This is a genomic window from Bradyrhizobium liaoningense (assembly GCF_018130785.1).
Taxonomy (GTDB): domain Bacteria; phylum Pseudomonadota; class Alphaproteobacteria; order Rhizobiales; family Xanthobacteraceae; genus Bradyrhizobium; species Bradyrhizobium liaoningense_A.
In genome coordinates, this window is sequence record NZ_JAFCJT010000006.1 from 40,707 (window position 1) to 64,248 (window position 23,542).

Here is a 23,542-nt window from a genome sequence, read left to right on the forward strand (position 1 = left end):
AAGGATAGACCGATGAGCTTTGAAATCACCATGACATCCGACGTCGTCGGGCTGACAAAAATCGCCCCGGTCTCGCGCCGCGGATTCATGAGCGCCACCGCAGCCGTCGCTGCCGGCTACACGCTTGCGGCCGGTCCGGTCCGTGCCGAAATCATCACGACAGATACCGGCGGCCTCCAGGCTGGGGACGCCAGGATCAAGGTCGGCTCCGAAGAGATGCCTGCCTATTTCGCGCGTCCGGCCGGCGACACCGGGGCGCCGGTGATCATCGTGGCGATGGAGATTTTCGGTCTGCACGAATACATCAAGGACGTGACACGGCGCCTCGCCAAGCTCGGCGCATTCGCGATCGCGCCCGACTATTACTTCCGCAAGGGTACCGATCTCACCAAGATTGTCGAGGTCAAGGACCTGGTGCCGATCGTCAATGCCAAGCCGGACGCGGAGCTGCTGTCCGATCTCGATGCGACGGTGGCATGGGCGGGATCGCAAGGCGGCAACATCACCAAGCTCGGTGTCATCGGCTTCTGCCGGGGCGGGCGTACCGTCTGGGAATACGCCGCCCACAGCGGCACCCTCAAGGCGGGCGTTGCCTTCTACGGTTCGGTGGTCGATCCCGCCAATCCGCTGTGGCCGAAGAGCCCGCTTCAGCTCGCCCCCGACATGAAGGCGCCTGTGCTCGGCCTCTATGGCGGCGCCGATACCGGTATTCCCGTGGCCCAGGTCGAGCAGCTCAAGGCGGCGCTCGAGCAGAACAAGAAGACGGCCGAATTCAAGATTTATCCGGAGGCGCCGCACGGCTTCCATGCCGACTATCGCGGCAGCTACCGCAAGGATGCGGCGGAAGATGCCTGGAAGCAGGCGGAGGCCTGGTTCAAGAAGTACGGCGTGTTGAGCTGACGCCAGATTCGAAAAGGGCGGCCCGAGCGGCCGCCCTTGCTATTCCAGTGCGCCGGTCTCACTTCACCATGGCGCCATAGACGATGTCCTGCACCTGCTCGCGATAGTATTTCCTGAGCTCGCCCGGCGCCGCCGTTCCCACCACCACGACGAGACGCTCTTTGGGATCGCAGAAGAACTGCGTCCCGTAGGCGCCATTCCAGGTGAACTCGCCGGGATTGCCGGGGACCGACGACAGTCCCTCGCTGGTCCGGACCGCGACCGCGAGACCAAAGCCGAAGCCGGCGCGATGCGGCTCGACGTTCGCCACGTTGTTTTTGATCTCGGGACCAAGGTGGTTGGTCGTCATGTGATGCACGGTCTTGGGCCCGAGAATGCGCTGGCCGTCCAGCTCGCCGCCATTGAGCAGCATCTGCCCGAAGCGGATGTAGTCGCCCATGGTCGCGAACGAGCAGGCTCCGCCGCAATCAAACTTGGTCGGGGTGTCCAGCAGCTTGATGGCTTGCGGCTTGCCGGTCAGCGGATCGTTGGCAAACGGGCGGGCGAGGCGAGGGCGCTGTGCATCTGTGGGGTGGAAGGTCGCGTCCTTCATGCCGAGCGGCTGCCACACATTTGCGGCGAGATAGTCGCCGAGCCTCTGCTCGCTCACCTTCTCGACCACGGCACCAAGTACGTCGATCGAAAAACCGTATTCGAACTCGGTCGAGGGCTGATGCGCGAGCGGCAGCTTTGTCATGCGATCGATGAAGGCCTCGGTGTCGCCTTCCACCGCCGGCGCGACGCCATCAGGGTATAGCCGCGCCACCGGGCTCGAACTGTCCGGCCTGCCACCATACATCAATCCGGACGTATGCCGGTAGAGATCATGGATGAAGATCGGGGAGGCCTGCGGTTCGAGCTTGAGCGAGCCATTGGCCTCGGTCACGCCGACCTTCATGTCGGCAAAGCGGGGATAGTAGTCGGACAGCTTGGCCTGGAGCGGCAGCCGTCCCTGCTCCATCAGCGTCAGGCCTGCGACCGCCGCCATCGGCTTGGTCATCGAGGCCAGCGCGAAGATCGCGTCAACCGGCATCGGCGTGCCCTTGTCCGGATCGAGCATGCCGTAGGCCTTGTAGTGCACGAGCTTGCCGTCTCGCGCCACCGCAACGACTGCCCCGGGCACGCGCTTGGCTGCGATCTCGCGCGCGAAGAAGCTGTCGAGCCGCGCAAGGCCTTGCTTCGAGAACCCGGCTTCGTCGGGATTGACTTCGGGCAGTGGTGCGGCGCGCGCCGCACCGAACGTGATGACGGCAGCCGCCGCCGCGATCATGGCGATCGTCTTGTTCATTGAATGCTCCCAAGGGGCGAGCTCGTTTGGTAGTGGCTCGCTGAGCGCTTAGATCACGGCTGTGCCGGAGCGAAGTCAAGCGCGGGAAGGGCATGTCAGGGACGCGCCGGAGATGCCGGAACCCTATCGTCCTTCGCCCGCCTGCCACAGCGCGTCGAGGCCGTGCCGGTAGGTCGGGTGGGCAAGCGTGACGCCGAGCTCTTGCTTCAGTTTCGCGTTGGAGACACGCGCGCTGCTGGCATAAAAGCTGCGCGCCATCGCCGACATCTCCGCCGTCTCGAACGGCTCCTCTGGGGGCGGCGCAACGTTCGTCAGCTGCGCGGCATAAGAGATCACGTCCTGCGGCGGCGTCGGCTCGTCGTCGCAGACGTTCCAGATGCCGCCTCCCTGGTGACGAAGCGCGGCCATGATCGCGCTTGCGATATCGTCGACATGGATGCGGTTGAAGACCTGTCCCGGCTTGATGATGCGCCGGGCCGTTCCGGCGCGCAGCGTCGCCAGCGCATTCCGGCCCGGGCCGTAGATGCCGGCAAGCCGCAGGATCGCGGCATCGCCGCCTGTCGTGTCGGTCCAGGCCCGCTCCGCTGCGACCCGCATGCGCGTGCGGTCGAGCGTCGCCTGCGGCGGCGTGCTCTCGTCCACCCATGCGCCGGCGTGGTCGCCATAGACGCCGATGGTCGAGAGATAGACGACCTTGCGGCGGCCTGATGCCAGCAGGTCGCCGAATGCCGCGATTGCGGGATCACCGGTGCTGCCGGGCGGTATCGATATCAGAAGGACATCGGCGTCGCGGATTCTCCCGGCCACCTCGCGTGCCGGACCGGCTCCGGAAAAGGCGTGCACCTCGATGCCGGCGGGGGCGTCCCGCTTCCCGGGATCGCGGACGGTGCCGGCGATATGGGAGAATCTGTCGCCGCATTGGCGGACGAAGTGCCGGGCGCTATAGCCGAGGCCGAGGATGAAGAGCCGCATGCGTCTCCCGTGCAGGTCGGAGTTCCCGTTCGCGCCGTAGCGCGCCCTCGCTCATAAGAGATTTTTGGGTCCGGCAAAAGATATTGCGATTTTACTCGCCTGTCGCCTCGGGCGATGCTCGCCTGTCACACGTAAGTCGGGAGGGAGGCGTCGTTCATGCAGGTAGTCGCGACCGCTCTGGCGGCAGCGGACGCCGCGGAGTTGATCGGGCGCGCAGCCGCGCTGATCTTCGATGTCGACGGTACCTTGGCCGAGACCGAAGAGCTGCACCGGCGGGCCTTCAACCACGCTTTCGCCAGCCATGGTCTCGACTGGCATTGGGACCGTGCGATCTACAAGAAACTGCTGCGCGTGACCGGCGGCAAGGAGCGCATGCGCGCCCATCATGACGGGCTGTGGATCGCGCCGCCATTGCCGGATACGGACATCGCAGAGCTTCACCGCGTCAAGACCGCGCATTATGCCGAGCTGATCGAAACCGGCTGCTGCCCCTTAAGGCCCGGCGTCACGGACCTGCTCACCGCGGCCAAGGCCCGCGGCCAGCGGCTTGCGATCGCGACCACCACCTCGCATGGCAATATCGATGCGCTGCTGTCGCAAGCGCTGGGAACGCGCTGGGCTGCGGATTTTGATGCGGTCGTCGCCGGCGACGACGTCCGCCACAAGAAGCCGGCGCCGGATGTCTATCTGGAAACCCTGGCGCGGCTGAAGCTGGGCGCAGCCGACTGCGTCGCGATCGAGGATTCTCGCAACGGTCTGATCGCGGCTTCAAGGGCGAACATTCCGGTGCTGATCACCCGAAGCATGTTCTTCCGGGACGATGATTTCGGCGAGGCGCGGGTCGTGCTGGATGAGTTGTCGGAACTCGGGGCCGCCAAACAGAAAAACTGAAAAACAACCCCATGCACAGTAGAAAGCGCCGGCCGGCCTGCCGCGGTCAGTGGACGCGGTGGCTCGTTCGATCGTCTTCAGCCTGCTCGACAATCTGCGCGATTGGGCTCGACTGGTGATGCACCAGGCGCCAGCCGTCGCCGACCCGTCGAAAATGGTTGGCAGCGGCCAAAGCGGTGCCGTCGACGATCTCGATGCAGAGCACGCGGGCGCTGTCGCCGTCGACGATCGCCTGCGGTTCGGCACAAACGATCTGCGGCCGCTCCGGATTTTGCAGGATGTCGCGCCAGCTTCCGATCACCGTGGCGCGGCCGATGATCGCCGGCCAGCCGGGATGGATGCAGGAAATGGCGTCGTCATCCGCCCACATCCGCTCCATTTCGTCGAAATCGCCCGTTGAAAAGGCGGCGTAGAAGGCCGCGTTCGCGGCGATGACCTTGCTGTCCTTTGCCATCGCTCTCGGGTGGGCCAATGACAGGCAAAAATCAAGCGCGACTTCCGTTCGACTTTGACCGCAGTGCAGCATTCAACGTGCTGCCCACTTTGTGGTCACGTCGAGACGTGCGTCTCCACCGCCCGCCGCGCGCCGTCCTTATAAAGACGTCCGAGCGCCGCGGTCACGGCCTCGCGCAGGCGCGGCTCGGCGCCAAGCGGTCCGAACACCTTCTCGACCCCGAGCAATGCGGGCGCGAGCCGTTCGGCGACCGGCCCCGCCTCGCGCGCCAACGCGGCAAACTCGGCCGCGAGGGGGTCGCGCACGTCGATCGTGCGGCCCTGCTCGTCGCGTGCGGTGACGTAACGCATCCAGCCGGCCACCGCGAGCGCATGCGTCGCAATCGGCAGGTTCTTGAGCAGGCGATCCTGCATCGCGCCGAGCAGGCGCTGCGGAAGCTTTTGCGAGCCGTCCATCGCGATCTGCCAGGTCCGGTGATGCAGCGCCGGGTTGGCGAAGCGCTTGAGCAGCGAGGCACGATAGGCGGCGAGATCAGTGCCAGCCGGCATCGTCAGCGTCACCGCGGCCTCTCCCATCACCTGCGCGGCGAGACGGGCGAAATGCGGATCCTGCATGGTGTCGGCGATGGTCTCGTAGCCCGCGAGATAGCCGAGATAGGCAAGTGCGGAATGGCTGGCGTTGAGCAACCGCAGCTTCATCAGCTCGAACGGCTTGACGTCGGTGACGAGCTCGACGCCTGCGGCAGCGAGATCGGGCCGCCCTGCCGCGAAGCGGTCCTCGACCACCCATTGCGTGAACGGCTCGGTCATGACAGGCCATGCGTCGCGCATGCCGAGCGCGTTCGAGACCGCATCCCGGTCGGCGTCCGTCGTCTCCGGCACAATGCGGTCGACCATGGTCGACGGGAAGGTGGCCGCTTCGGCGATCCACTTGCCGAGGTCCTTCGACCGGAGCCCGGCGAACTGCGTCACGATCCGCTGCACGGTGTGGCCGTTGGCGGCGAGGTTGTCGCAGCACAGCACGGTGAAGGGCGCAAGTCCCTGCGCCCGCCGGTGCGCCAGCGCGGCGACGATGAAGCCGGGCGCCGAGCGCGGCGCGTCAAGATTGTTCAGATCGTGCACCACATCAGGATGCCGCTCGTCGAGATCGCCGGTTTGTGGCGTGTGGCAATAGCCTTTCTCGGTGACCGTCAGCGAGACGATGCGAATGGCGGGATCGGCCATCCGCTCGACCAGCGCGGCCGGCTTCTCGCGCGCGACGACGCTGTCGAGCAGCGCGCCGACGACGCGGTGCTCGGTGCCTTCGGCAGCACGTATGGCGACAGTGTAGAGATGATCCTGCGGGGCGAGGGCGTCACGCGTATCCGGGCTGCGCAGGCTCGCGCCGACGATGCCCCAGGACGAGCCGCCTGCGGCAAGGCAGTCGTCGATGACGACGGCTTGGTGCGCGCGATGAAAGGCGCCCAGGCCCAAATGCACGATGCCGGGCGTAACGCGCGAGCGGTCATAGGCCGGGCGGCGGATGGCGGACGGCAGCCGGTCGAGATTGGCGCGGCCAAGACGCGTTGAGTTATGGCGCATGGTCGTCTCTCCCTGTGTTTGGCCGCTGCTTGACATGGCGCCTGTCCTCGGTCAATGCTTCGGTCAATTGGTAAGACCAATTTCCCAAAATTGGCGGGCCGCCGGGACGCGATGCTTCCCGGCGAGACCCTTTCGGGGAGGCCAGCGTGCCGCTGGAAGCTGTGGAGGCGAGACGGCTTTATCGCCAGGTCGCCGATCAATTGCGAAGCCTGATCGACAGCGGCGAGTACGCGGTCGGCAGCCGCTTGCCGACCGAGCGCGAGCTCGCCGAGCAGCTCAGGATCTCGCGGCCGACAGTGCGCGAAGCCCTGATCGCGCTCGAGGTCGAGGGCCGCGTCCGCATCCGCGTCGGCTCAGGCATCTATGTGATCGAGCCAGCGGACGCCGCGCCCACACCGCCAGCCGCCGGCATCGAAGGTCCGTTCGAGCTTCTCCGCGCCCGTGAATTCCTGGAAAGCGCGATCGCCGAGCAGGCGGCGCGCGTGGCGACCAAGGACGATATCGCCCGCATCGATGCGTCGCTTGTCGCGATGGAGAATGTCGAGCATCCCGGCGAGGCCTCGATGGTGCACGACCGTGCCTTCCACGTCGCGATCGCCGGCAGTCTCGGCAATGCCGTGCTGGTGCGCGTGGTCGGCGAGTTGTTCGACCAGCGCCTCAATCCCTATTTTGCGCAGCTTGCGCATTACTTCGAGAGCCCGGGCACGTGGCGCACTGCGCTCGACGAGCATTGCGCCGTGCGCGACGCGATCGCGTCGCATGATCCGGACGCCGCGCGCGAGGCCATGCGCAAGCACTTGGCGCACTCACAGGAGCGCTTTGCGCAGAACTTTGGTGCCGAGGCCGCCGCGGGATCGCCCGCGGAGCGAGGCGGGGTCGCGCGCACGCCGGCGAAACCGGCAAAACCAAGACGCGCGAAGACGCCGGCCAAAAGGGGCGGCGTGCGGCGACGATGAAATTGGGGGGCTCGTCCCGGTTTTGGGCGGGCGAACAAGAAGCAGACTTTAGTCAGTGGAGGATAAGTCAGTGTTGAAGAAGATGACGATGGTGCTGGCGACTTCGGTCGCGGCAATGTTCGCGGCGACCAATCCCGGCATGGCGCAGACCAAGCTGAAATGGGCCCATGTCTACGAGACCTCGGAGCCGTTCCACACCGCCTCGGTCTGGGCCGCGCAGGAGATCGGCAAGCGCACCAACGGGCGCTACACGGTCGACGTCTATCCGGCGTCCCAGCTCGGCAAGGAAGCCGACATCAACCAGGGCCTCTCGCTTGGCTCGGTCGACATCATCATCTCCGGCTCGAGCTTTGCGGCCAAGAGCTTTCCGCCGATCGGCGTGACCTACTATCCCTACACCTTCCGCGACGCCGACCATCTCCTTGCCTACACCAAGAGCGACATCTTCAAGGAGCTCGCCAAGGGCTATGAGGACAAGAGCGGCCACCACATCGTCGCGGTGACCTATTACGGCGTGCGGCAGACCTCGTCGAACAAGCCGATCAAGAGCTGCGCCGACCTCAAGGGCCTGAAGATGCGCGTGCCCGACGTGCCGGCTTACCTCGCGATGCCGCGCGCCTGCGGCGCCAACACCGCGCCGATCGCGTTCGCCGAAGTCTATCTCGCGCTCCAGAACGGCACCGTCGAGGCGCAGGAGAACCCGCTGACCACGATCGAGGCCAAGAAGTTCTACGAAGTGCAGAAGCACATCGTGCTGACCGGCCACATCGTCGACCACCTCAACACGGTGGTGGCGGGCGCGCTCTGGAAGAAGCTCAGCGACGAGGACAAGAAGATCTTCACCGACGTCGCCCAGGAAGCGGCTGCGAAAGCGACCGCGGAGATCAAGCAGAACGAGGCCAAGCTGGTCGCCTTCTTCAAGGAGAAGGGCCTGACCGTGACCGAGGTCGACAAGAACGAGTTCCGTGACATCGTGCTGAAGAACGTTCCGTTCGAGACCTTTGGCTATCGCAAGGCCGACTGGGAACGCATCCAGGCGGTGAAATAGCCAGCGCCGTCGTTCCGGGGCTCGCGAAGCGAGAACCCGGAACCTCGAGATTCCGGGTTCGGCTCTTCGAGCCGCCCCGGAATGACGTTCAAGTCGTTTGAGGAGTACCGCCCATGTCCACCGTCGAAGTGCACCGGCAGATCACCGGGGACGAGATCGCCCACACCTTCGAGGAAGAGGCGGTGCCGAAGGTCGATCTCGGCGTCTACGCTTTCGAGGACTGGGTGGCGCTGGTGATCTTCTGGGTGATGGCGCTGGCCGTCTTCCTTCAGTTCTTTACCCGCTACGTCCTCAACGACAGCTATGCATGGACCGAGGAGATCGCGACCTACTGCCTGATCGGCGTGGTCTTCATCGGCTCCTCGATGTGCGTACGGCTTTCGCGGCACATCCAGGTCGACCTGATTTACCGCTATCTGCCGCACATCGTGGCGCGGGCGCTGTCCACGACGATCGACCTGATCCGGATCGCCTTCTTCGGCTACGCCATCAAGCTGGTCTGGGTCTACATCCAGATCATCGGCGATGAATCGATGACCACGATCAATCTGCCCAAGGACTACGTCTATTACGCCGTGCTCGCGGGCTTCGTGCTGATGTTCCTGCGCTCGGTGCAGGTGGCCATCCAACATTTGCGACAGGGCTATTCGATCCTCGAACGTCCCGGCGCCTACGACGGTTTTGAGGGGTAAAGTTATGTTGCTGTTGCTTGGAGGCTTTCTCATCCTGATGCTGCTCGGCGTTCCCGTGGCGATTGCCATGGCCGCGTCGTCGCTGCTCTACATCCTGGTCAGCGGCGTGACGCCTGACGTCACGCTGGCACAGCGCATGATCGCCGGCGTCGAGAGCTTTCCGTTGCTCGCGGTGCCGTTCTTCATCCTGGCCGGCAATCTCATGAACATCGCCGGCGTGACCGGCCGCATCTACAAATTCGCGGTCGCGCTGGTCGGCTGGATGCGCGGCGGCCTCGGCCACGTCAACATCATCGGCTCGGTGATCTTCTCCGGCATGTCCGGCACCGCGATCGCGGATGCCGCCGGTCTCGGGACCATCGAGATCAAGGCGATGAAGGACCACGGCTATTCCACCGAGTTCTCGGTCGGCGTCACCGCGGCTTCGGCCACGCTCGGGCCGATCATCCCGCCGTCGCTGCCCTTCGTGATCTACGGCATGATGGCGAATGTCTCGATCGGAGCCCTGTTTTTGGGCGGCGTTATTCCCGGCATCGTCATGACGCTGCTGATGATGGCCACCGTCACCTACTTCGCGCACAAGAACAAATGGGGCAGCGACACGCCGTTCTCCTGGCCGCAGCTCGGTTCGGCCGGCCTCGAGATCGCCATCGTGCTCGCTTTCCCGCTCGCGATCTGGCTGATGGTGCTGGCCGGCATGTCGACCAACATGGCCGTTGTCATCGGCCTCGGCACGCTGCTCGCGATCGACTGGTACTTCGACTTCTCCGCGGTGATGGCGCTGATGGCGCCGGTCATCCTGATCGGCGGCATGACGCTCGGCTGGTTCACGCCGACGGAGGCCGCGGTCGCAGCCGTGATCTGGTCGCTGTTTCTCGGACTCGTCCGCTACCGCACCATGACCTTGAAGACGGTGGCGAAGGCGACCTTCGACACCATCGAGACCACGGCCTCGGTGTTGTTCATCGTCACCGCAGCCTCGATCTTCGCCTGGCTGCTGACGGTGTCGCAGGCAGCCCAAATGCTCTCGGACTGGATGCTCAGCATCACCCACAACAAATGGGTGTTTTTGGCGCTCGCCAACGTCCTGATCCTGTTCGTCGGCTGCTTCATCGACACCACGGCGGCGATCACCATCCTGGTGCCGATCCTGCTGCCGATCGTGCTCAAGCTCGGCATCGATCCGATCCATTTCGGCCTGATCATGACGCTGAACCTGATGATCGGCCTGTTGCATCCGCCGCTCGGCATGGTGCTGTTCGTGCTCGCCCGCGTGGCCAAGCTCTCGGTCGAGCGCACGACGGTCGCGATCCTGCCCTGGCTGGTGCCGCTGATGGTCGCGCTGATCGCGATCACCTACATCCCCGAACTGACCCTCTGGCTGCCTAAATACATGGGACTCTCCAAATGACCTCCACCGCTCTCGCCGCAACCCTGTTCGGCCCCGAAGATCTGCGCATGATCGAGCATCCGCTCGACAAGTTGGCTTCCGGCATGGTGCGCATCCGCTTCGGCGCCGGCGGCATCTGCGGCTCCGACATGCACTATTTCCGTCATGCCCGGACCGGCGATTTCGTCGTGAAGTCGCCGCTCGTGCTCGGCCACGAGATCTCCGGCGAGGTCGTGGAGATCGCAGGTTCCGCAGCGAACCTGAAGGTCGGCGATCGTGTCGCCGTCAACCCGTCGCGCTGGTGCGGCCATTGCGTCGCCTGCCGCGAGGGACGGCCCAATCTCTGCGAGAACATCTACTTCATGGGCTCGGCCTCGAAGACGCCGCACATGCAGGGCGGCTTCGCCAATTACTTTGACGCGATCCCGGCGCAGTGCGTGAAGATTCCCGACCATGTGTCCTATCAGGCTGCGGCGCTGGCCGAGCCACTCGCGGTCTGCCTGCACGCGGTCGCGCGCGCCGGCAACATCGAGGGCAAGCGCGGCATCATCTTCGGCGCCGGCCCGATCGGGCTTCTGACCATGCTCGCGGCGCACCGCGCCGGCATGGCTGACATTACGGTGGCCGACATCGCGCCGGCACCGCTGGCCTTCGCGACCCGGCTCGGCGCTTCGCATGTCGAGAACGTCTCGGCTGGCGAGGAAGGTCTGAAGGCGCAGGCGGCGGCGCGTCCCTACGATGTCGCTTTCGAGGTCTCGGGCACGGCTGCCGGGCTTGCCAGTGCGATTGGCATCGTCAGGCGCGGCGGCGTCGTGGTGCAGATCGGCAATCTGCCGGGCGGCCAGATTCCGACGCCGTCCAATGCGGTGATGGCCAAGGAGATCGACCTGCGCGGCTCGTTCCGCTTCGGCTTCGAGTTCATGACGGCGGTGGAACTGATCGGGGCTGGCAGCGTCGACGTGCTGTCGCTGGTCACCGCCGAGCGGCCGCTGTCGACCGCGCCGGACGCCCTGCGGCTGGCGCTCGACCGCTCGCAAAGCGTCAAGGTCGTGCTGACCGCGAACTGATGGGAGTGATCGTATGATGCTCGAGGGATGGCGCTGGTACGGGCCCGATGATCCGGTATCGCTCGACGACGTCAGGCAGGCCGGGGCGAGCGACATCGTCTCGGCGCTGCATCAGGTGCCGATCGGGGAGGCCTGGACGCGTAAGGCGGTCGAGGAGCGCAAGAACTTCATCGAGAACGGCCAGCCCGGCCGCTCGCAGCTGACCTGGTCGGTGGTGGAGTCGATTCCGATCCCCGACGATGTCAAGCGGCTCGGGGGCAGGGCGACGAAGTCGATCGAGGCTTGGATTGCGAGCCTGGAGGCGGTCGCCGCTTCCGGCATCAAGATCATCTGCTACAATTTCATGCCGGTGGTGGACTGGTGCCGCACCGACCTGGAATGGGAGCTGCCGAACGGCGCCCGCGCCATGCGCTTCGACCAGGACCGCTTTGCGGCGTTCGAGCTGCATATCCTGAAGCGTCCCGCCGCCGTGCAGGAATATTCGCCCGAGCAGCAGGCGCGTGCGAAAGCGCTGTTCGAGAAGATGAGCCAGGCCGATATCGATTACCTCGTGATGGTGATCGCCAGCGCGCTGCCCGGCTCGACGACCGAGCCGATGACCATCCCGCAATTCCGGGACCGGCTCGAGACCTATCGCGACATCACGCCTGAGATCCTGAGGCAGCATCTCGCGGAATTCCTGGCGCGCGTGACGCCGGTCGCCGAGCAGCTCGGCGTCTCCCTGACGCTGCACCCGGACGATCCGCCGCGTCCGCTGTTCGGCCTGCCGCGTATCGCCTCCAGCGCCGACGACTATCAGGCGCTGTTCGACGCCGTGCCGTCCATGGCGAACGGCATCTGCCTGTGCACCGGCTCGCTCGGCGTGCGCGCGGAGAACAATCTGCCTGCGATGGCCGAGCGCTTCGGCCCGCGCATCGCCTTTGCGCATCTGCGCGCGACCAAGCGCGAGGCCGACGGCCTGTCGTTCTACGAGTCCGATCATCTCGACGGCGACGTCGACATGGTCGCGGTGCTCAAGGCGCTGTTGAAGGAGAACGCACAGCGCTCACCCGACAAGAGAATCGTGTTCCGCCCCGATCATGGTCACCGCATGCTGGACGATCTCGCCGCCACCAAGCGCACCAATCCCGGCTACACCGCCATCGGCCGCCTCCGTGGCCTCGCCGAGCTGCGCGGCGCGATCAGGGCGATCGAGCATCGGTAGGGGCCGAAGCTCTATCCACACCGTCATTGCGAGCGAAGCGAAGCAATCCAGAATCCCTCCGCGGAAACACTCTGGATTGCTTCGCTTCGCTCGCAATGACGTGGAGGGAGAGGTGCGCCCTCAATAACACGCCGCCATCGCGCCGAGTTTCGGATAGAGTCGGTCGATCGCGGCGATCTCGCTTTGCATCTGCGCGATGATCCAGTCGCGGATCTCGGCGGCGATGGGGCGCATCGGCCGGTTGCGCGGCGGCAGGAATTCGCAGATGCGGCGCGTGGTGGTGAGCGTGTCGGAGGCCGGTACCAGCGCGCCGGTCAGGAGCCAGTGTGAGGCCACCGTCAGCCAGCCGAGCGCGATGCCCTGGCCGAGCAGGGCGGCCTGCACCACGACCGCATAGTCGGTGAAGCTCAGCGCCTTGGCCGCGCCGCGGCGGCCGGTGAGAAGGGACGCGTAATCCGCGGCCCAGTCGCCCGGCGTCTCGGCGAGGCGGATGATGGTGTTGCCCTCGGTGGGATCGGTCTCGCCGAGATAGCCGGGGCTGCACATCGGCAGCATGACTTCCTTCATCACCAGCGTGCCGCCGGATGACGGCTCGTCGCGATCGCGGAAGCGCATGCCGAGGTCGACATTCTCGACCGGTCCGCGCAGCGCGCCGGAGATGAGTTGGAAGCGCAAATCGACCTCGGGAAATTGCCGCTGCAGCTTGTCGATGCGCGGCATCAGCCAATGCGTGGTGAAGGCGGAGGAGACCGACAGCGTCACCGTCTCGGTGCCCTTGCGGCGCCGCTCGATCTCGACGAGCCCGGTCTCGATGCTGCGAAAGCCTTCGAGCACGCGGCGATAAAGCAGCTCACCTTCCTCGGTGAGCACCGCGCGGCCCGCCGTGCGGTCGAACAGGCGGACGCCGAGATGCTCCTCGAACTGGCCGAGCATGCGGCTCACCGCGGGCTGCGTGACATTGAGTTCGGCTGCTGCCGCCGTGAAACTGCCGTTGCGCGCCGCTGCGTCGAAGACGAACAGGGCGTTACTGGAGGGCAGCATCCGGCGCAGCTCGGGCATAACGTCATGTTATGGATGCGGTGAGAATTTGGCAATTGCCGAGTTTTGCCAAGTCTGGTGTCATTGGCATCACAGCCTAAAGACAGGGCTTGCGAGCGAAGAGTTGGTGCGGTGCACGCATCGGCCGTGATTGGTCAAAATTCCTGTCTATAAAGCAGGCTTATGGCGCGCAGTGAGGCACGCCATTGCAGGGAACGAGGCGAGGTCGATCGTTGGACAAACGAGCGGAAAGCGTCGAGATCAGGTCCGCGAGCAAGGCGTACGGCGCCGTACGCGCCCTCGATGACGTCTCCCTCAATGTCGGCGCGGGCGAGTTCGTCTCGCTGCTCGGGCCCTCCGGTTCCGGCAAGACCACGCTGCTTGGCATCCTGGGCGGTTTCATCCTGCCATCGCGCGGAACGATCCTGTTCGGCGGTCGCGACGTCACCTGGATGCCGCCGCACCAGCGCGACATCGGCGTGGTCTTCCAGAACTACGCGCTGTTCCCGCATATGAGCGTCGGCGAGAACGTCGCCTTTCCCCTGCGCGCGCGGCGCCTGCCGAAAACGAGCTGGCCCGGGAAAGTGCGTGCCGCGCTCGCGATGGTCGGTCTCGCGGGCTATGAAGAGCGCGGCATCGCGCAGCTCTCCGGCGGACAGCGTCAGCGCGTGGCGCTCGCCCGCGCCATGATTTTCGAGCCGCGTCTGATCCTGATGGACGAGCCGCTCTCCGCGCTCGACAAGCAGCTCCGCGAATCCATGCAGATCGAGCTGCGCGCACTGCACCGGCGGATCGGCGCCACCATCATCTACGTCACCCACGACCAGCGCGAGGCGCTGACCATGAGCGACCGCGTCGCCGTGATGAAGGATGGCCGGCTGATCCAGATCGACCAGCCCGAGCGGCTGCACGATCATCCCGCGGACTCCTTCGTCGCGAGCTTCATCGGGGAAGCGACCATGCTGCCGGTGCGTCGCGTCGATGCCACCAGGGTCGCGCTCGGCAATGCGCTGTTGCGCAGCGCCCGCGCCATTCCCTCAGGCGATGCCTTGATGCTCGCCGTGCACAGCGAAAAGCTCTTGATCGACGACGGCGCGCAGGATGTCGCCTGCAACCGGCTGACCGGGACGGTCACCGACATCGTCTATCAGGGCGAGAGCCTGCGCATCTTCCTGGCGCTCACTGACGGCATTGCTCTCAGTCTGCGCCAGCCGAGCTATCACCAGGCCTACAGCCGCATCCCGCCGCTCGGCGGCAGCCTCACCGTCACCCTTCACCCAGAGGACACCATCGTCGTGCCCAGGGTGGACTGAAGCCAGCCTTGTTCAACCGAGAGAAGAAGCCAAAAATGTCGTCAGCAGCCTCGTTCAGCAATTTCAAGGTCCTCACCTTCGACGTCGTCGGCACCTTGATCGATTTCGAGACCGGCGTGCTCTCCGCGGTGCGTAAGATCTCGGGCAAGACGCCGGCGGAGCTCAGCGACGAGCAGATTTTCGAGCCCTACAAGCGCGGCCGCGACAAGCATTACGAGCGTTCCAGCGAGGCGATGTTCCACGTCTATCGCCATCTCGCCAAGGAGCTTGGGCTGCCCTCCGACGACGCGTCCTGCGACGTGTTCCAGCTTTCGGTGCTGCGCTGGGGCCCGTTTTCGGACTCGGTCGAGGCTTTGAAGCGCCTGCGCACGAAGTTCCGGCTGGTGGCGATGACCAATGCGGATCGTGTCGCGCTGTCCTGCTACGCGCACGCGCTCGGCAATCCCTTCGACGACACCGTCTGCGCTGACGACACCGGGGTTGCAAAACCGAACCCGGAGTTCTTTGCCTATAACAAGGGCCGCCAGTCCGCCTTCGGCTACAAGCAGTCCGACATTCTGCATGTCGCGCAGAGCCAGTACCACGACATCGGGATTGCGCGGAAACTCGGCTACAAGGTGTGCTGGATCGAGCGTCGGCAGGGCGTCGCCGGTTTCGGCGGTACGCCGGCCGTGGAGACGCTGACCAAGCCGGACTTCCATTTTCCGACGCTGAAGGCACTTGCCGACGCGGCGATCGGACCGGCGGCGTAAGTTCGTGAGCGCAGGCATGACACGGGACTGGAGCGCATTGCCATCGGTCAACTCGCTGTGGGCTGCCACGGCGGAGCCGGCGCGCGAGTTTCCCGTGCTGTCGGGCGAGCGACAGGCGGATGTGGTGATCATCGGTGCAGGCTACACCGGCCTGTCCGCAGCGCACCACATCGCCAAGAGCGGCTTGTCGCCGGTCCTGCTTGAGGCCAACCGGCCGGGCTGGGGCGCGAGCGGGCGCAATGGCGGCGTGATCACCGCGAAGTTCCGTCTCTCGTTCCGCGAGATCGACGCCGCGCACGGCCGCGCCATGGCGCGGCGCATGTACGAGATCGCGCATGAATCCACCGACATGGTCGAGGAACTGGTCTCGGAGTTTGGCATCACCAGCGCGAACCTGACGCGCACCGGCCAGGTCAAGGCCGCGCACAACGAGACGACGCTGAAGGCGGCGATCGACGAAGCCAACTGGATGACGCGCGAGATGGGCTCTGCCGAGGTTCGTATCCTCGACAAGGGTGGCGTGCGCGAGGAGACGGGCTCCGACATCTTCGTTGGCGGCGTGCTCAATCCCGGCTCCGGCGGCATTCATCCGCTGAATTATCTGCGCGGCCTCGCCGATGGTGTCGCACGCCGCGGCGTTCCGATTTTTCAGGAGTCGCCGGTCATAAAACTCCGGCGCGAGAACGGCGCCATCGTCGCCGAGACGCCGCGGGGCGCGGTGCGCGCAAAACAGGCGATCATCGCCACCAACAGCTATTCCGACCTGACCGACGCCACCGCGCATCTGCAGCGCACGCTGATCCCGTTCCGCAGCGCCATGGTCGCGACGGAGCAGCTGCCGCGCAATCTCGCCGGAAAGCTGATGCCGACCGGGCGCACCTACACCGAGACCAAGCGCATGATGCGCTGGTTCCGCATGGTCGACAACCGCGTGATCTTCGGCGGCCGCGGCGCCTTCGGCAAGCAGGACTCGCAAGCCGCTTTCGACGCGCTGCGCAAGGCGATGGTCGGCATCTTCCCTGACCTTGCCGACGTTCCGCTCGCCTACAAATGGTCGGGCCTCGTCGGCATGACGCTGGACTCGGTGCCGCATATCGGCCGGCTCGACGACCGCACGCTGTTCTCGATGGGCTACAACGGCGCGGGCGTTGCGATGTCGAGCCTGATGGGTCGCTATCTCGCCGCCTTCGTGCGCGGCGAGACGCCCGAGGTCGGGCTGCTCGATGCGCGGCGCATGAAGGCGATCCCGTTCTATCAGCTGCGCGAGCCTGCCGTGCGCATGGTCGCCGGCTGGTACCAGTTTCTCGATGCGATCGGTCAGTGAGATCTATTTGGCGATGGAGGAGGCGAGGATGACGACGACACGGAATTTTGGATTTGGTTGCGCGTTGTTGGGCGCAATCGGATTGACGGGCACCGCGGCGCAGGCCGCCGAGCAGATCACCTTCGTCTCGCAAGGCGGCGCCTATCAGGCGGCGCAGACGGTGGCGATCCTCGATCCCTCCGCGAAAAAGCTCGGCATCACCATCAACCAGGACTCGATTCCCGATGCCTGGCCCGCGATCAAGACGCAGGTCGGCAGCGGCAAGCCGATCTGGGATGTCGTCGACACCCCGACCGGCAACTGCCTGCGCGGCGGCGAGCAGGGGCTGATCGAGAAGCTCGACTTTTCGAAGATTCCGAACGGCGCGGCGATGCCGGAGGCCTATCGCAGTCCCTATTCGGTGTCCTACGAGTTCTATTCCAGCGTGCTGTCCTACAGCCAGAAGACCTTCCCGAAGGACGCGCCGAACAGCTGGGCCGATTTCTGGGACGTCAAGAAATTTCCCGGCCGCCGCGCGCTGCGCAACCACCCGTTCGCGACGCTCGAGGCCGCGCTGATGGCCGACGGCGTCGCACCCGACAAGCTCTACCCGCTCGACGTCGATCGCGCCTTCAAGAAGCTGGAAGAGATCAAGCCGCACATCACGGTGTGGTGGACGTCGGGCGCGCAGTCGGCGCAGCTGCTCAATGACGGCGAGGTCGACATGGAGATGGCCTGGAACGGCCGCGTCAGCGCCGTCGCCAAGGAAGGCGCAAAAGTCTCCTTCACCTACAACCAGGGCATCCTTCAGAGCACCTCGCTCTGCATCCTCAAGGGTGCGCCGAACCTGGAGACCGCGGTGAAGTTCCTCAACGAGGCCGTCGATCCCGTGCACCAGGCCAATCTGCCGCTCAACATCGACTATGGCCCGGGCAACCCGAAGGCGTTCGAGACCGGCGTGATCAAGCCCGAGCGCGCCGCGCAATTGCCGAGCGAGCCGGCGAACGCGGCCAAGCAGGCGCTGATGTCCTACGCCTGGTGGTCCTCGCCCGCGGGCGAAGCCGCCGAAAAGCGCTGGGCGTCGTTCATGCAGAAGTAAGCGAGCGAGGCAGCATTGACGACATCCGTGCCAGATCCATCGCAAAAGCATCAGCGCCGCGAGCACGGCCTGATGCTGGCGCTGGCATCGCCGGCGCTGCTTGTGATCCTGCTGTTGATCGTGCTGCCGGTCGGCTGGCTCGCCTGGCAGTCGATCTATCATGACGGTTTCACGCTGGAGAACTATCGCCGCGTCTTCACCGAGGACATCTACTGGCGCAGCTTTGCGCTGACCTTCGAGATCAGCCTCGCGGTGACAGTCATCGCGCTGATGCTCGGCTATCCCGTGGCCTACCTCGCCAATTCGGTGTCGAAAGGGTGGAGCATCCTGATCCTGTCGCTGGTCGTGCTGCCGTTCTGGACGTCCGTGCTGGTCCGCGCCTACGCCTGGCTGGCGCTGCTCCAGCGCACCGGCGTGATCAATCAGTTCCTGCGTTATCTCGACGTGATCTCCGAGCCGCTCGCACTCGTGCACAACACGTTCGGCACTGTGGTCGCGACCGTGCACATCCTGCTGCCGTTCATGGTGCTGCCGCTCTATGCCACCATGCAGAAGATCCCCGGTGACTTGATGCAGGCCGGTGCCAGCCTGGGGGCGAGCCCGTCGCTGACGTTCTTCCGTGTCTTCCTGCCGCTGTCGCTGCCGGGCGTGCTCGCAGGCTGCACTATGGTGTTCGTGCTCTGCCTCGGCTTCTACATCACGCCGGAGCTGCTCGGGGGCGGCCGGACGGTGATGGTGTCGATGCTGGTGAGCCGCAATGTCGAGCTCTACAACCAGTTCGGCGCCGCGAGCGCCGTCGCCGTGGTGCTGCTCTTGAGCGTGCTCCTGATCTTCTTCGCCGTCAGCCGCTTCATCTCGCTCGATCGCGTGTTGGGGCAGAAATGATGCGCGCCTCGCCCGCACGGATGATCCTCTACGTGATCAGCGCGCTGGTGCTGGTCTATCTGATCCTTCCCGTCCTGATCATCGCGCCGATCTCGTTCTCCAGCGCGCGCTTCCTGACGTTCCCGCCGCCGTCCTTCTCGCTGCGCTGGTATCAGCAATATTTCGCCAATCCGGCCTGGATGCAGGCGACGCGAGTGACGCTGACGGTCGCGCTCTTCACCGTCCTGATCGCAACGCCGTGTGGGGTTGCGGCGGCCTACGCTATCAGCCAGTCGAAGCTGCGCATCATGCGCGTCATCCATATGGCGCTGCTGCTGCCGCTGGTGGTGCCGATCATCATCACCGCGGTCGGCATCTTCTTCGTCTATGCAAAGGTCGGCCTGGTCGCGACCATGCCCGGCCTCGTGCTGGCGAATGTGATGCTGGGCCTGCCCTATGTCGTCATCTCGGTGCTGGCGGGCTTGCAGAGCTTCGACCCGGCGCAGGAGATGGTGGCGCGCAGCCTCGGCATGAACCGCCTGCGCAGCTTCTTCGCCGTGACGCTGCCGCAGATCAAGTCGAGCGTGGTCGCGGGCGGCATCTTCGCCTTCATCTCGGCGATGGACGAGACCATCGTCGCGCTATTCATCTCCGGCGGCCAGTATCAGCCGCTGACCAAGCGCATGTTCACCGCGCTGCGCGATGAGATCGACCCGACGATTGCCGCGATCTCGACGCTGATGACGGCGGCGTCGTTCATGCTGGTGCTGCTGGCGAGCACGCGGGGGAAGAAGGGCGGGTGAGGGGGCTCGAGAGGGAGTGTGCTGTCGCCCCTTTTCTCCGTCATTGCGAGCGCAGCGAAGCAATCCAGACTGTCGCCGCGGAAAGATTCTGGATTGCTTCGCTGCGCTCGCAATGACGATGTTGAGGCAGCTGCGCGAATGTCTTCCAGTGCTGGCGAAGGCCTCACTTCGCCGCCAGCCACGCCAAAATCATCTCCACGATCTGCGTCCTGCTCTTCGCCAGCACCCTGGGCTCGCTGAGGTCGCGGTCGAACAGGGCGCCGAAGGTGTGGCGGTTGGCGACGCGGAAGAAGCAGTAGGAGGAGATGGCGAGGTGCAGGTCGATGGCGTCGACGTCGTCGCGGAAGACGCCTTCGCCGCGGCCGCGTTCGAGGATGCCGTCGAGCGTCGCGATCACGCTGGCGTTGAGCTGGCGCAGTTGCAAATTCTGCTTCAGGTGCTTGCCGTGGTGGATGTTCTCGATGCTGACGAGGCGGATGAAGTTCGGATTGCGCTCGTCATGGTCGAAGGTTGCCTCGATCAGCCGGCGCAATCCCTCGCGGGCGTCGCAGCTTCCGATGTCGAGCTGGTCCTCCAGCGCGCGGATAGTGCGATAGGCCTCCTCCAGCACCGCGAGATAGAGCTGCTCCTTGCCGCCGAAATAGTAATAGATCATCCGCTTCGACGTGCGCGTGCGCGCCGCGATCGCATCGACGCGGGCGCCGGAATAGCCCTCCGAGGCGAATTCGGCCATCGCCACTTCGAGGATGTCGCGCTTGGTGCGCTCGGGGTCGTTGGTGCGCTTCGATGGAGGCGGCATGCGCTCGAGCATCACTGTTTCTCCCGCCAGTTTCCACGGATCACCTTGAAGGTGAAGGCAAATTTCACCCGTCCCGGCACTGATCCAATGCGTATTGCATAAACGTACTAGTTCGTACATTATTGCTCCAGACCAAAGTTGCGGCAACCAGAACCAGAAAACGCGCGCGAGGCGATCTGCCTGACGCGACCGCACCGGCCACATGGGGAGGAGCCTTCAATGACGTTGACGTCAACCGCACCGCTGCGCGCATCATCCAGCGCGGAAGCCACGCCGAACAAGCTGCCGAAGCGCGCCGCGCTGGTCAGCTTCGTCGGCAGCATGCTCGAATACTACGACTTCTTCATCTACGGCACCGCGGCGGCGCTGATCTTTCCAAAAGTGTTCTTCGCCAATGTCGATCCCTCGACGGCGACGCTGCTCGCGTTGCTCTCCTTCGGCATCGGCTATATCGCGCGCCCGGTCGGCGCGGTCATTCTCGGCCATTTCGGCGACCGCATCGGCCGCAAGACGGTGCTCTTGTTCACGCTGGTGCTGATGGGCGGCTCGACGCTGGCGATCGGCCTGTTGCCGGATGCCAAGGCGATCGGCAACGCCGCGCCTGTCATCCTGACGCTGCTCCGCCTGTTGCAGGGCCTGTCGGCCGCCGGCGAGCAGAGCGGAGCCAACTCGCTGACGCTCGAGCATTCCGCCAATTCCAACCGCGCCTTCTTCACGAGCTGGACCCTGAGCGGCACCCAGGCCGGCGCGATCCTTGCGACACTGGTGTTCATCCCGGTGTCGAGCCTGCCGGAAGACCAGTTGTTGAGCTGGGGCTGGCGCATTCCGTTCCTGCTCTCCGCGCTCGTGCTGGTCGTCGCCTATCTGGTGCGGAGGACCATGCCGGAAACGCCCGTCTTCGAGGACATCAAGGACAAGGCGCAGGTGGCGCGCTTCCCCGTCGTCGCCCTGTTGCGCGACTACTGGCCCGACGTGCTGCGCGTGATCGTCTGCGCGCTGATCGCCACCGTGAGCACCGTGACCGCCGTGTTCGCGCTCGGCTATGCCACAAGCAAGTTCGGCGTCGCACGCCCGACCATGCTTTGGGCCGGCGTGCTCGGCAACGTCACCGCGCTGATCACCCAGCCGCTGTGGGCGTTGCTCGCCGACAAGATCGGCCGCAAGCCGGTGTTCATCGGCGGCGTGCTCGGCTGCGCTGTGCTGGTGTTCCCGTACTTCATGTTGGTGACGTCGGGGAATACGCTGGCGATCTTCGCCGCGGCGATGATCCTCTCGGGCATTATCTACGCCGCGCCGAACGCGATCTGGCCGTCCTTCTATGCCGAGATGTTCGAGGCGCGCGTTCGCTATTCCGGCACCGCGATCGGCACGCAGCTCGGCTTCCTCGCCGCCGGCTTCACGCCGCTGGTGAGCGCAAGCCTGGTCGGCGAAGGGCCGAACGGCTGGATTCCCGTCGCGACCTTCGTCGCCTGCTGTTGCGTGATCTCGGCGGCATCAGCGGCCACCGCGCGCGAAACCCACACCGTCGACATCGCCGATCTCGGCAAGCGGCGCGCTTGAACGACAGACAGGATCGCGATCGCATGCTGACCAGCGCAGTTTCGACGACCAACGGGCCGATTCGCGGCGTTGAGCAGAACGGCGTCCGCTCCTTCAAGGGCGTGCCGTTCGCGACCGCGCAGCGCTTTGCCAAGGCGACCCCGCCGCTCGCGTGGACGGAGCCGCGCCGCTGTACGGACTACGGCGCCTACGCGCCGCAGCCCGGCCATCTCGATCAGGCGGACGAGGAAGCCTGTCTCAGCCTGAACATCTGGGTGCCGGCGGCGGATCACCCGCTGCCGGTCAAGTTCTTCATCCATGGCGGCGCATTCGTCACCGGCGGTGGTGCCGACTATGACGGCTCCTTCCTCGCCGCGCACGGCCCGGCCGTCATTGTCACCATCAACTACCGGCTCGGGCCGCTCGGCTTCCTGCAACTGCATCGCTACGGCCTCACTGAAGCCAACAATCTCGCGCTCCAGGATACGCTCGCCGCGCTCGACTGGGTTCGTGCCAACATCGCGAATTTCGGCGGCGATCCGGACGCGATCACGCTGTCGGGGCAGTCGGCCGGCGCCTCCATGGTGATCGCGCTCGCGACCCTGCCGCAGGCCAGGGGCAAGTTCATTCGCGCCCTTGCGCTCAGCGCGCCCGGCCGCAACATCATGAGCGCCGATCATGCCGACGACGTCGCGCGCCGCGTGCTCGAAGAGCTCGGACTGACGCGGGACGCCAGCGCGATCACGACCGTGCCGCTGCCAGAGCTGTTCGCAGCGATGGAGCGTGGCAGCCGCAGGCTCGCCGACGAGACGGAGCAGGGGACGTTGTTCGGCCCGGTGCTCGACGGCATGGTGATCGCGCGCGAGCCGCGCGATGTTTTCGCCGACGGCAGCCTGTGCGACATTCCGCTCTGGCTCGGCTCCTGCCGCGACGAGATGGTGATGTTCCTGAAGAGCACGCCGCCGGCGGCGATGATCCGCACCACCGAACGGCAGGTGCGCGCATCCTTCGGCGATGCCGGCTGGTGTCGCCTGCTGTCCAATTACCGCGCCACCGCGCGCGTCGACGAGGATCCGTACGAGGCGCTGCTGTCGGATGCGTTCTGGCATCGCCCGATGGCTGATCTCGCACGGCTTCATGCAGCGGCAGGCGGCGCGGTATGGCTGAGCCGGTTCGATCATCGCCCGGCGCTGGAGCCGTTCCTGTCGCAGGGACCAACCCATGGCGCGGACAATGCCTGCCTGTGGGCGCATCTGCCTGGTTTCATCGATCGGCCGATCCTCAAGCGTAAGGGCGGGCCGATGACGCCTGCCGACATCGACGTCGCGGCGCGGTTTCAGGCGAGCCTTCTACGCTTTGTCACGACTGGCGTGCCTGATGTCGAGCAGGCCTGGCCGCGGTTCGCGCCCGGCAATGAACCGCTCGCAATCTTCGGCCAGCCGTTCCATATTGTGCCGCTCAATGACGGCGCGCGCTTCCGCGTGTGGGCGGAGCTGACCGAACAGTCCCGTCCCGAAGTGGTGGCCTGACAAGAAAAGAAAAAGGGGAGAC

22 protein-coding genes are annotated in these 23,542 nt (G+C 65.3%); 16 read left to right on the forward strand and 6 right to left on the reverse strand.

From position 1 onward, the window contains the following. The first annotated feature begins 12 nt into the window (after positions 1–12). A complete protein-coding gene (locus tag JQ627_RS16140; RefSeq protein ID WP_212485154.1) occupies positions 13–900 on the forward strand; it encodes a dienelactone hydrolase family protein in 888 nt (295 codons plus the stop codon). 58 nt (positions 901–958) lie between these two features. Here the strand turns inward: JQ627_RS16140 and JQ627_RS16145 are convergent, their stop codons facing one another. Both JQ627_RS16145 and JQ627_RS16150 read right to left on the reverse strand, forming a co-directional pair. Further along, complete coding sequence (locus tag JQ627_RS16145; protein WP_212485155.1) at positions 959–2,227, reverse strand: serine hydrolase; 1,269 nt, start codon at positions 2,225–2,227, stop codon at positions 959–961. Between the two features lie 123 nt (positions 2,228–2,350). After that, a complete protein-coding gene (locus JQ627_RS16150; RefSeq protein WP_212485156.1) occupies positions 2,351–3,199 on the reverse strand; it encodes an SDR family oxidoreductase in 849 nt (282 codons plus the stop codon). Positions 3,200–3,355: 156 nt separating this feature from the next. Here JQ627_RS16150 and JQ627_RS16155 point away from each other — a divergent pair, with 156 nt between their 5' ends. Continuing rightward, entirely contained in the window at positions 3,356–4,090 is a 735-nt protein-coding gene (locus JQ627_RS16155) for an HAD family hydrolase (RefSeq protein WP_212485157.1), read from the forward strand. A 46-nt stretch (positions 4,091–4,136) separates the two neighbouring features. On the opposite strand, the gene JQ627_RS16160 is transcribed toward JQ627_RS16155, so the two are convergent. Together JQ627_RS16160 and JQ627_RS16165 are read right to left on the reverse strand one after the other, a co-directional pair. Further along, on the reverse strand, positions 4,137–4,544 hold the full coding sequence (locus JQ627_RS16160; RefSeq protein ID WP_212485158.1) for a nuclear transport factor 2 family protein: 408 nt from the start codon (positions 4,542–4,544) through the stop codon (positions 4,137–4,139). Between the two features lie 95 nt (positions 4,545–4,639). Beyond that, positions 4,640–6,124, reverse strand: a complete 1,485-nt coding sequence (locus JQ627_RS16165) for a mannitol dehydrogenase family protein (RefSeq protein ID WP_212485159.1) — start codon at positions 6,122–6,124, stop codon at positions 4,640–4,642. A gap of 146 nt (positions 6,125–6,270) precedes the next feature. On the opposite strand from JQ627_RS16165, the gene JQ627_RS16170 reads away from it, so the two are divergent. From JQ627_RS16170 to uxuA, 6 genes are all read left to right on the forward strand, one after another. Next, complete coding sequence (locus JQ627_RS16170; protein WP_212485160.1) at positions 6,271–7,080, forward strand: FadR/GntR family transcriptional regulator; 810 nt, start codon at positions 6,271–6,273, stop codon at positions 7,078–7,080. An 88-nt stretch (positions 7,081–7,168) separates the two neighbouring features. Further along, complete coding sequence (locus JQ627_RS16175; protein WP_249143139.1) at positions 7,169–8,128, forward strand: sialic acid TRAP transporter substrate-binding protein SiaP; 960 nt, start codon at positions 7,169–7,171, stop codon at positions 8,126–8,128. A gap of 113 nt (positions 8,129–8,241) precedes the next feature. Beyond that, positions 8,242–8,820, forward strand: coding sequence for a TRAP transporter small permease (locus JQ627_RS16180; RefSeq protein ID WP_212485162.1), 579 nt, complete (start codon positions 8,242–8,244; stop codon positions 8,818–8,820). 4 nt (positions 8,821–8,824) lie between these two features. After that, positions 8,825–10,231 carry a TRAP transporter large permease gene (locus JQ627_RS16185; RefSeq protein ID WP_028160738.1) on the forward strand — a complete coding sequence of 469 codons (1,407 nt, stop codon included), beginning with the start codon at positions 8,825–8,827 and terminating at the stop codon, positions 10,229–10,231. Continuing rightward, on the forward strand, positions 10,228–11,277 hold the full coding sequence (locus JQ627_RS16190; RefSeq protein WP_212485163.1) for an L-idonate 5-dehydrogenase: 1,050 nt from the start codon (positions 10,228–10,230) through the stop codon (positions 11,275–11,277). The genes JQ627_RS16185 and JQ627_RS16190 overlap by 4 nt, the downstream gene beginning before the upstream one ends. A 13-nt stretch (positions 11,278–11,290) precedes the next feature. Beyond that, complete coding sequence (gene uxuA / locus JQ627_RS16195; RefSeq protein ID WP_212485164.1) at positions 11,291–12,481, forward strand: mannonate dehydratase; 1,191 nt, start codon at positions 11,291–11,293, stop codon at positions 12,479–12,481. Between the two features lie 120 nt (positions 12,482–12,601). Here uxuA and JQ627_RS16200 read toward each other — a convergent pair whose 3' ends face one another. Then, complete coding sequence (locus JQ627_RS16200) at positions 12,602–13,540, reverse strand: LysR family transcriptional regulator (RefSeq protein ID WP_212485165.1); 939 nt, start codon at positions 13,538–13,540, stop codon at positions 12,602–12,604. Positions 13,541–13,752: 212 nt separating this feature from the next. Here JQ627_RS16200 and JQ627_RS16205 point away from each other — a divergent pair, with 212 nt between their 5' ends. The 6 genes from JQ627_RS16205 to JQ627_RS16230 all read left to right on the forward strand — a co-directional run bounded on the left by JQ627_RS16205 (position 13,753) and on the right by JQ627_RS16230 (position 19,653). Next, a complete protein-coding gene (locus JQ627_RS16205; RefSeq protein ID WP_212485166.1) occupies positions 13,753–14,832 on the forward strand; it encodes an ABC transporter ATP-binding protein in 1,080 nt (359 codons plus the stop codon). Positions 14,833–14,867: 35 nt separating this feature from the next. After that, a complete protein-coding gene (locus tag JQ627_RS16210; protein ID WP_212485167.1) occupies positions 14,868–15,584 on the forward strand; it encodes an HAD family hydrolase in 717 nt (238 codons plus the stop codon). A 16-nt stretch (positions 15,585–15,600) separates the two neighbouring features. Further along, positions 15,601–16,908 carry an FAD-binding oxidoreductase gene (locus tag JQ627_RS16215; RefSeq protein WP_212485168.1) on the forward strand — a complete coding sequence of 436 codons (1,308 nt, stop codon included), beginning with the start codon at positions 15,601–15,603 and terminating at the stop codon, positions 16,906–16,908. A gap of 28 nt (positions 16,909–16,936) precedes the next feature. Next, positions 16,937–17,986, forward strand: a complete 1,050-nt coding sequence (locus JQ627_RS16220; RefSeq protein ID WP_212485169.1) for an ABC transporter substrate-binding protein — start codon at positions 16,937–16,939, stop codon at positions 17,984–17,986. Positions 17,987–18,058: 72 nt separating this feature from the next. Beyond that, positions 18,059–18,871: an ABC transporter permease gene (locus JQ627_RS16225; protein WP_212485380.1), complete on the forward strand. Its 813-nt coding sequence runs from the start codon at positions 18,059–18,061 to the stop codon at positions 18,869–18,871. After that, the gene (locus tag JQ627_RS16230) at positions 18,868–19,653 is read left to right on the forward strand and encodes an ABC transporter permease (protein ID WP_212485170.1); all 786 of its coding nucleotides are present in this window, start codon (positions 18,868–18,870) and stop codon (positions 19,651–19,653) included. The genes JQ627_RS16225 and JQ627_RS16230 overlap by 4 nt, the downstream gene beginning before the upstream one ends. A gap of 163 nt (positions 19,654–19,816) precedes the next feature. Here the strand turns inward: JQ627_RS16230 and JQ627_RS16235 are convergent, their stop codons facing one another. Beyond that, the gene (locus tag JQ627_RS16235) at positions 19,817–20,464 is read right to left on the reverse strand and encodes a TetR/AcrR family transcriptional regulator (protein WP_212485171.1); all 648 of its coding nucleotides are present in this window, start codon (positions 20,462–20,464) and stop codon (positions 19,817–19,819) included. Positions 20,465–20,671: 207 nt separating this feature from the next. On the opposite strand from JQ627_RS16235, the gene JQ627_RS16240 reads away from it, so the two are divergent. Further along, positions 20,672–22,012: an MFS transporter gene (locus JQ627_RS16240; RefSeq protein ID WP_212485172.1), complete on the forward strand. Its 1,341-nt coding sequence runs from the start codon at positions 20,672–20,674 to the stop codon at positions 22,010–22,012. A gap of 23 nt (positions 22,013–22,035) precedes the next feature. Further along, a complete protein-coding gene (locus JQ627_RS16245) occupies positions 22,036–23,520 on the forward strand; it encodes a carboxylesterase/lipase family protein (RefSeq protein WP_212485173.1) in 1,485 nt (494 codons plus the stop codon). The last annotated feature ends 22 nt before the right edge of the window (positions 23,521–23,542 follow it).

Bases quoted from the DNA above. Each gene is read 5' to 3' on its own strand.
- JQ627_RS16140 (WP_212485154.1), top strand. From the start codon at position 13: ATGAGCTTTGAAATCACCATGACATCCGACGTCGTCGGGCTGACAAAA.
- JQ627_RS16235 (WP_212485171.1), bottom strand. From the start codon at position 20,464: ATGCTCGAGCGCATGCCGCCTCCATCGAAGCGCACCAACGACCCCGAG.
- JQ627_RS16180 (WP_212485162.1), top strand. From the start codon at position 8,242: ATGTCCACCGTCGAAGTGCACCGGCAGATCACCGGGGACGAGATCGCC.
- JQ627_RS16190 (WP_212485163.1), top strand. From the start codon at position 10,228: ATGACCTCCACCGCTCTCGCCGCAACCCTGTTCGGCCCCGAAGATCTG.
- uxuA (WP_212485164.1), top strand. From the start codon at position 11,291: ATGATGCTCGAGGGATGGCGCTGGTACGGGCCCGATGATCCGGTATCG.
- JQ627_RS16155 (WP_212485157.1), top strand. From the start codon at position 3,356: ATGCAGGTAGTCGCGACCGCTCTGGCGGCAGCGGACGCCGCGGAGTTG.
- JQ627_RS16175 (WP_249143139.1), top strand. From the start codon at position 7,169: ATGGTGCTGGCGACTTCGGTCGCGGCAATGTTCGCGGCGACCAATCCC.
- JQ627_RS16210 (WP_212485167.1), top strand. From the start codon at position 14,868: ATGTCGTCAGCAGCCTCGTTCAGCAATTTCAAGGTCCTCACCTTCGAC.
- JQ627_RS16220 (WP_212485169.1), top strand. From the start codon at position 16,937: ATGACGACGACACGGAATTTTGGATTTGGTTGCGCGTTGTTGGGCGCA.
- JQ627_RS16245 (WP_212485173.1), top strand. From the start codon at position 22,036: ATGCTGACCAGCGCAGTTTCGACGACCAACGGGCCGATTCGCGGCGTT.
- JQ627_RS16200 (WP_212485165.1), bottom strand. From the start codon at position 13,540: ATGCCCGAGCTGCGCCGGATGCTGCCCTCCAGTAACGCCCTGTTCGTC.
- JQ627_RS16240 (WP_212485172.1), top strand. From the start codon at position 20,672: ATGACGTTGACGTCAACCGCACCGCTGCGCGCATCATCCAGCGCGGAA.
- JQ627_RS16225 (WP_212485380.1), top strand. From the start codon at position 18,059: ATGCTGGCGCTGGCATCGCCGGCGCTGCTTGTGATCCTGCTGTTGATC.
- JQ627_RS16150 (WP_212485156.1), bottom strand. From the start codon at position 3,199: ATGCGGCTCTTCATCCTCGGCCTCGGCTATAGCGCCCGGCACTTCGTC.
- JQ627_RS16215 (WP_212485168.1), top strand. From the start codon at position 15,601: ATGACACGGGACTGGAGCGCATTGCCATCGGTCAACTCGCTGTGGGCT.
- JQ627_RS16185 (WP_028160738.1), top strand. From the start codon at position 8,825: ATGTTGCTGTTGCTTGGAGGCTTTCTCATCCTGATGCTGCTCGGCGTT.
- JQ627_RS16230 (WP_212485170.1), top strand. From the start codon at position 18,868: ATGATGCGCGCCTCGCCCGCACGGATGATCCTCTACGTGATCAGCGCG.
- JQ627_RS16145 (WP_212485155.1), bottom strand. From the start codon at position 2,227: ATGAACAAGACGATCGCCATGATCGCGGCGGCGGCTGCCGTCATCACG.
- JQ627_RS16160 (WP_212485158.1), bottom strand. From the start codon at position 4,544: ATGGCAAAGGACAGCAAGGTCATCGCCGCGAACGCGGCCTTCTACGCC.
- JQ627_RS16165 (WP_212485159.1), bottom strand. From the start codon at position 6,124: ATGCGCCATAACTCAACGCGTCTTGGCCGCGCCAATCTCGACCGGCTG.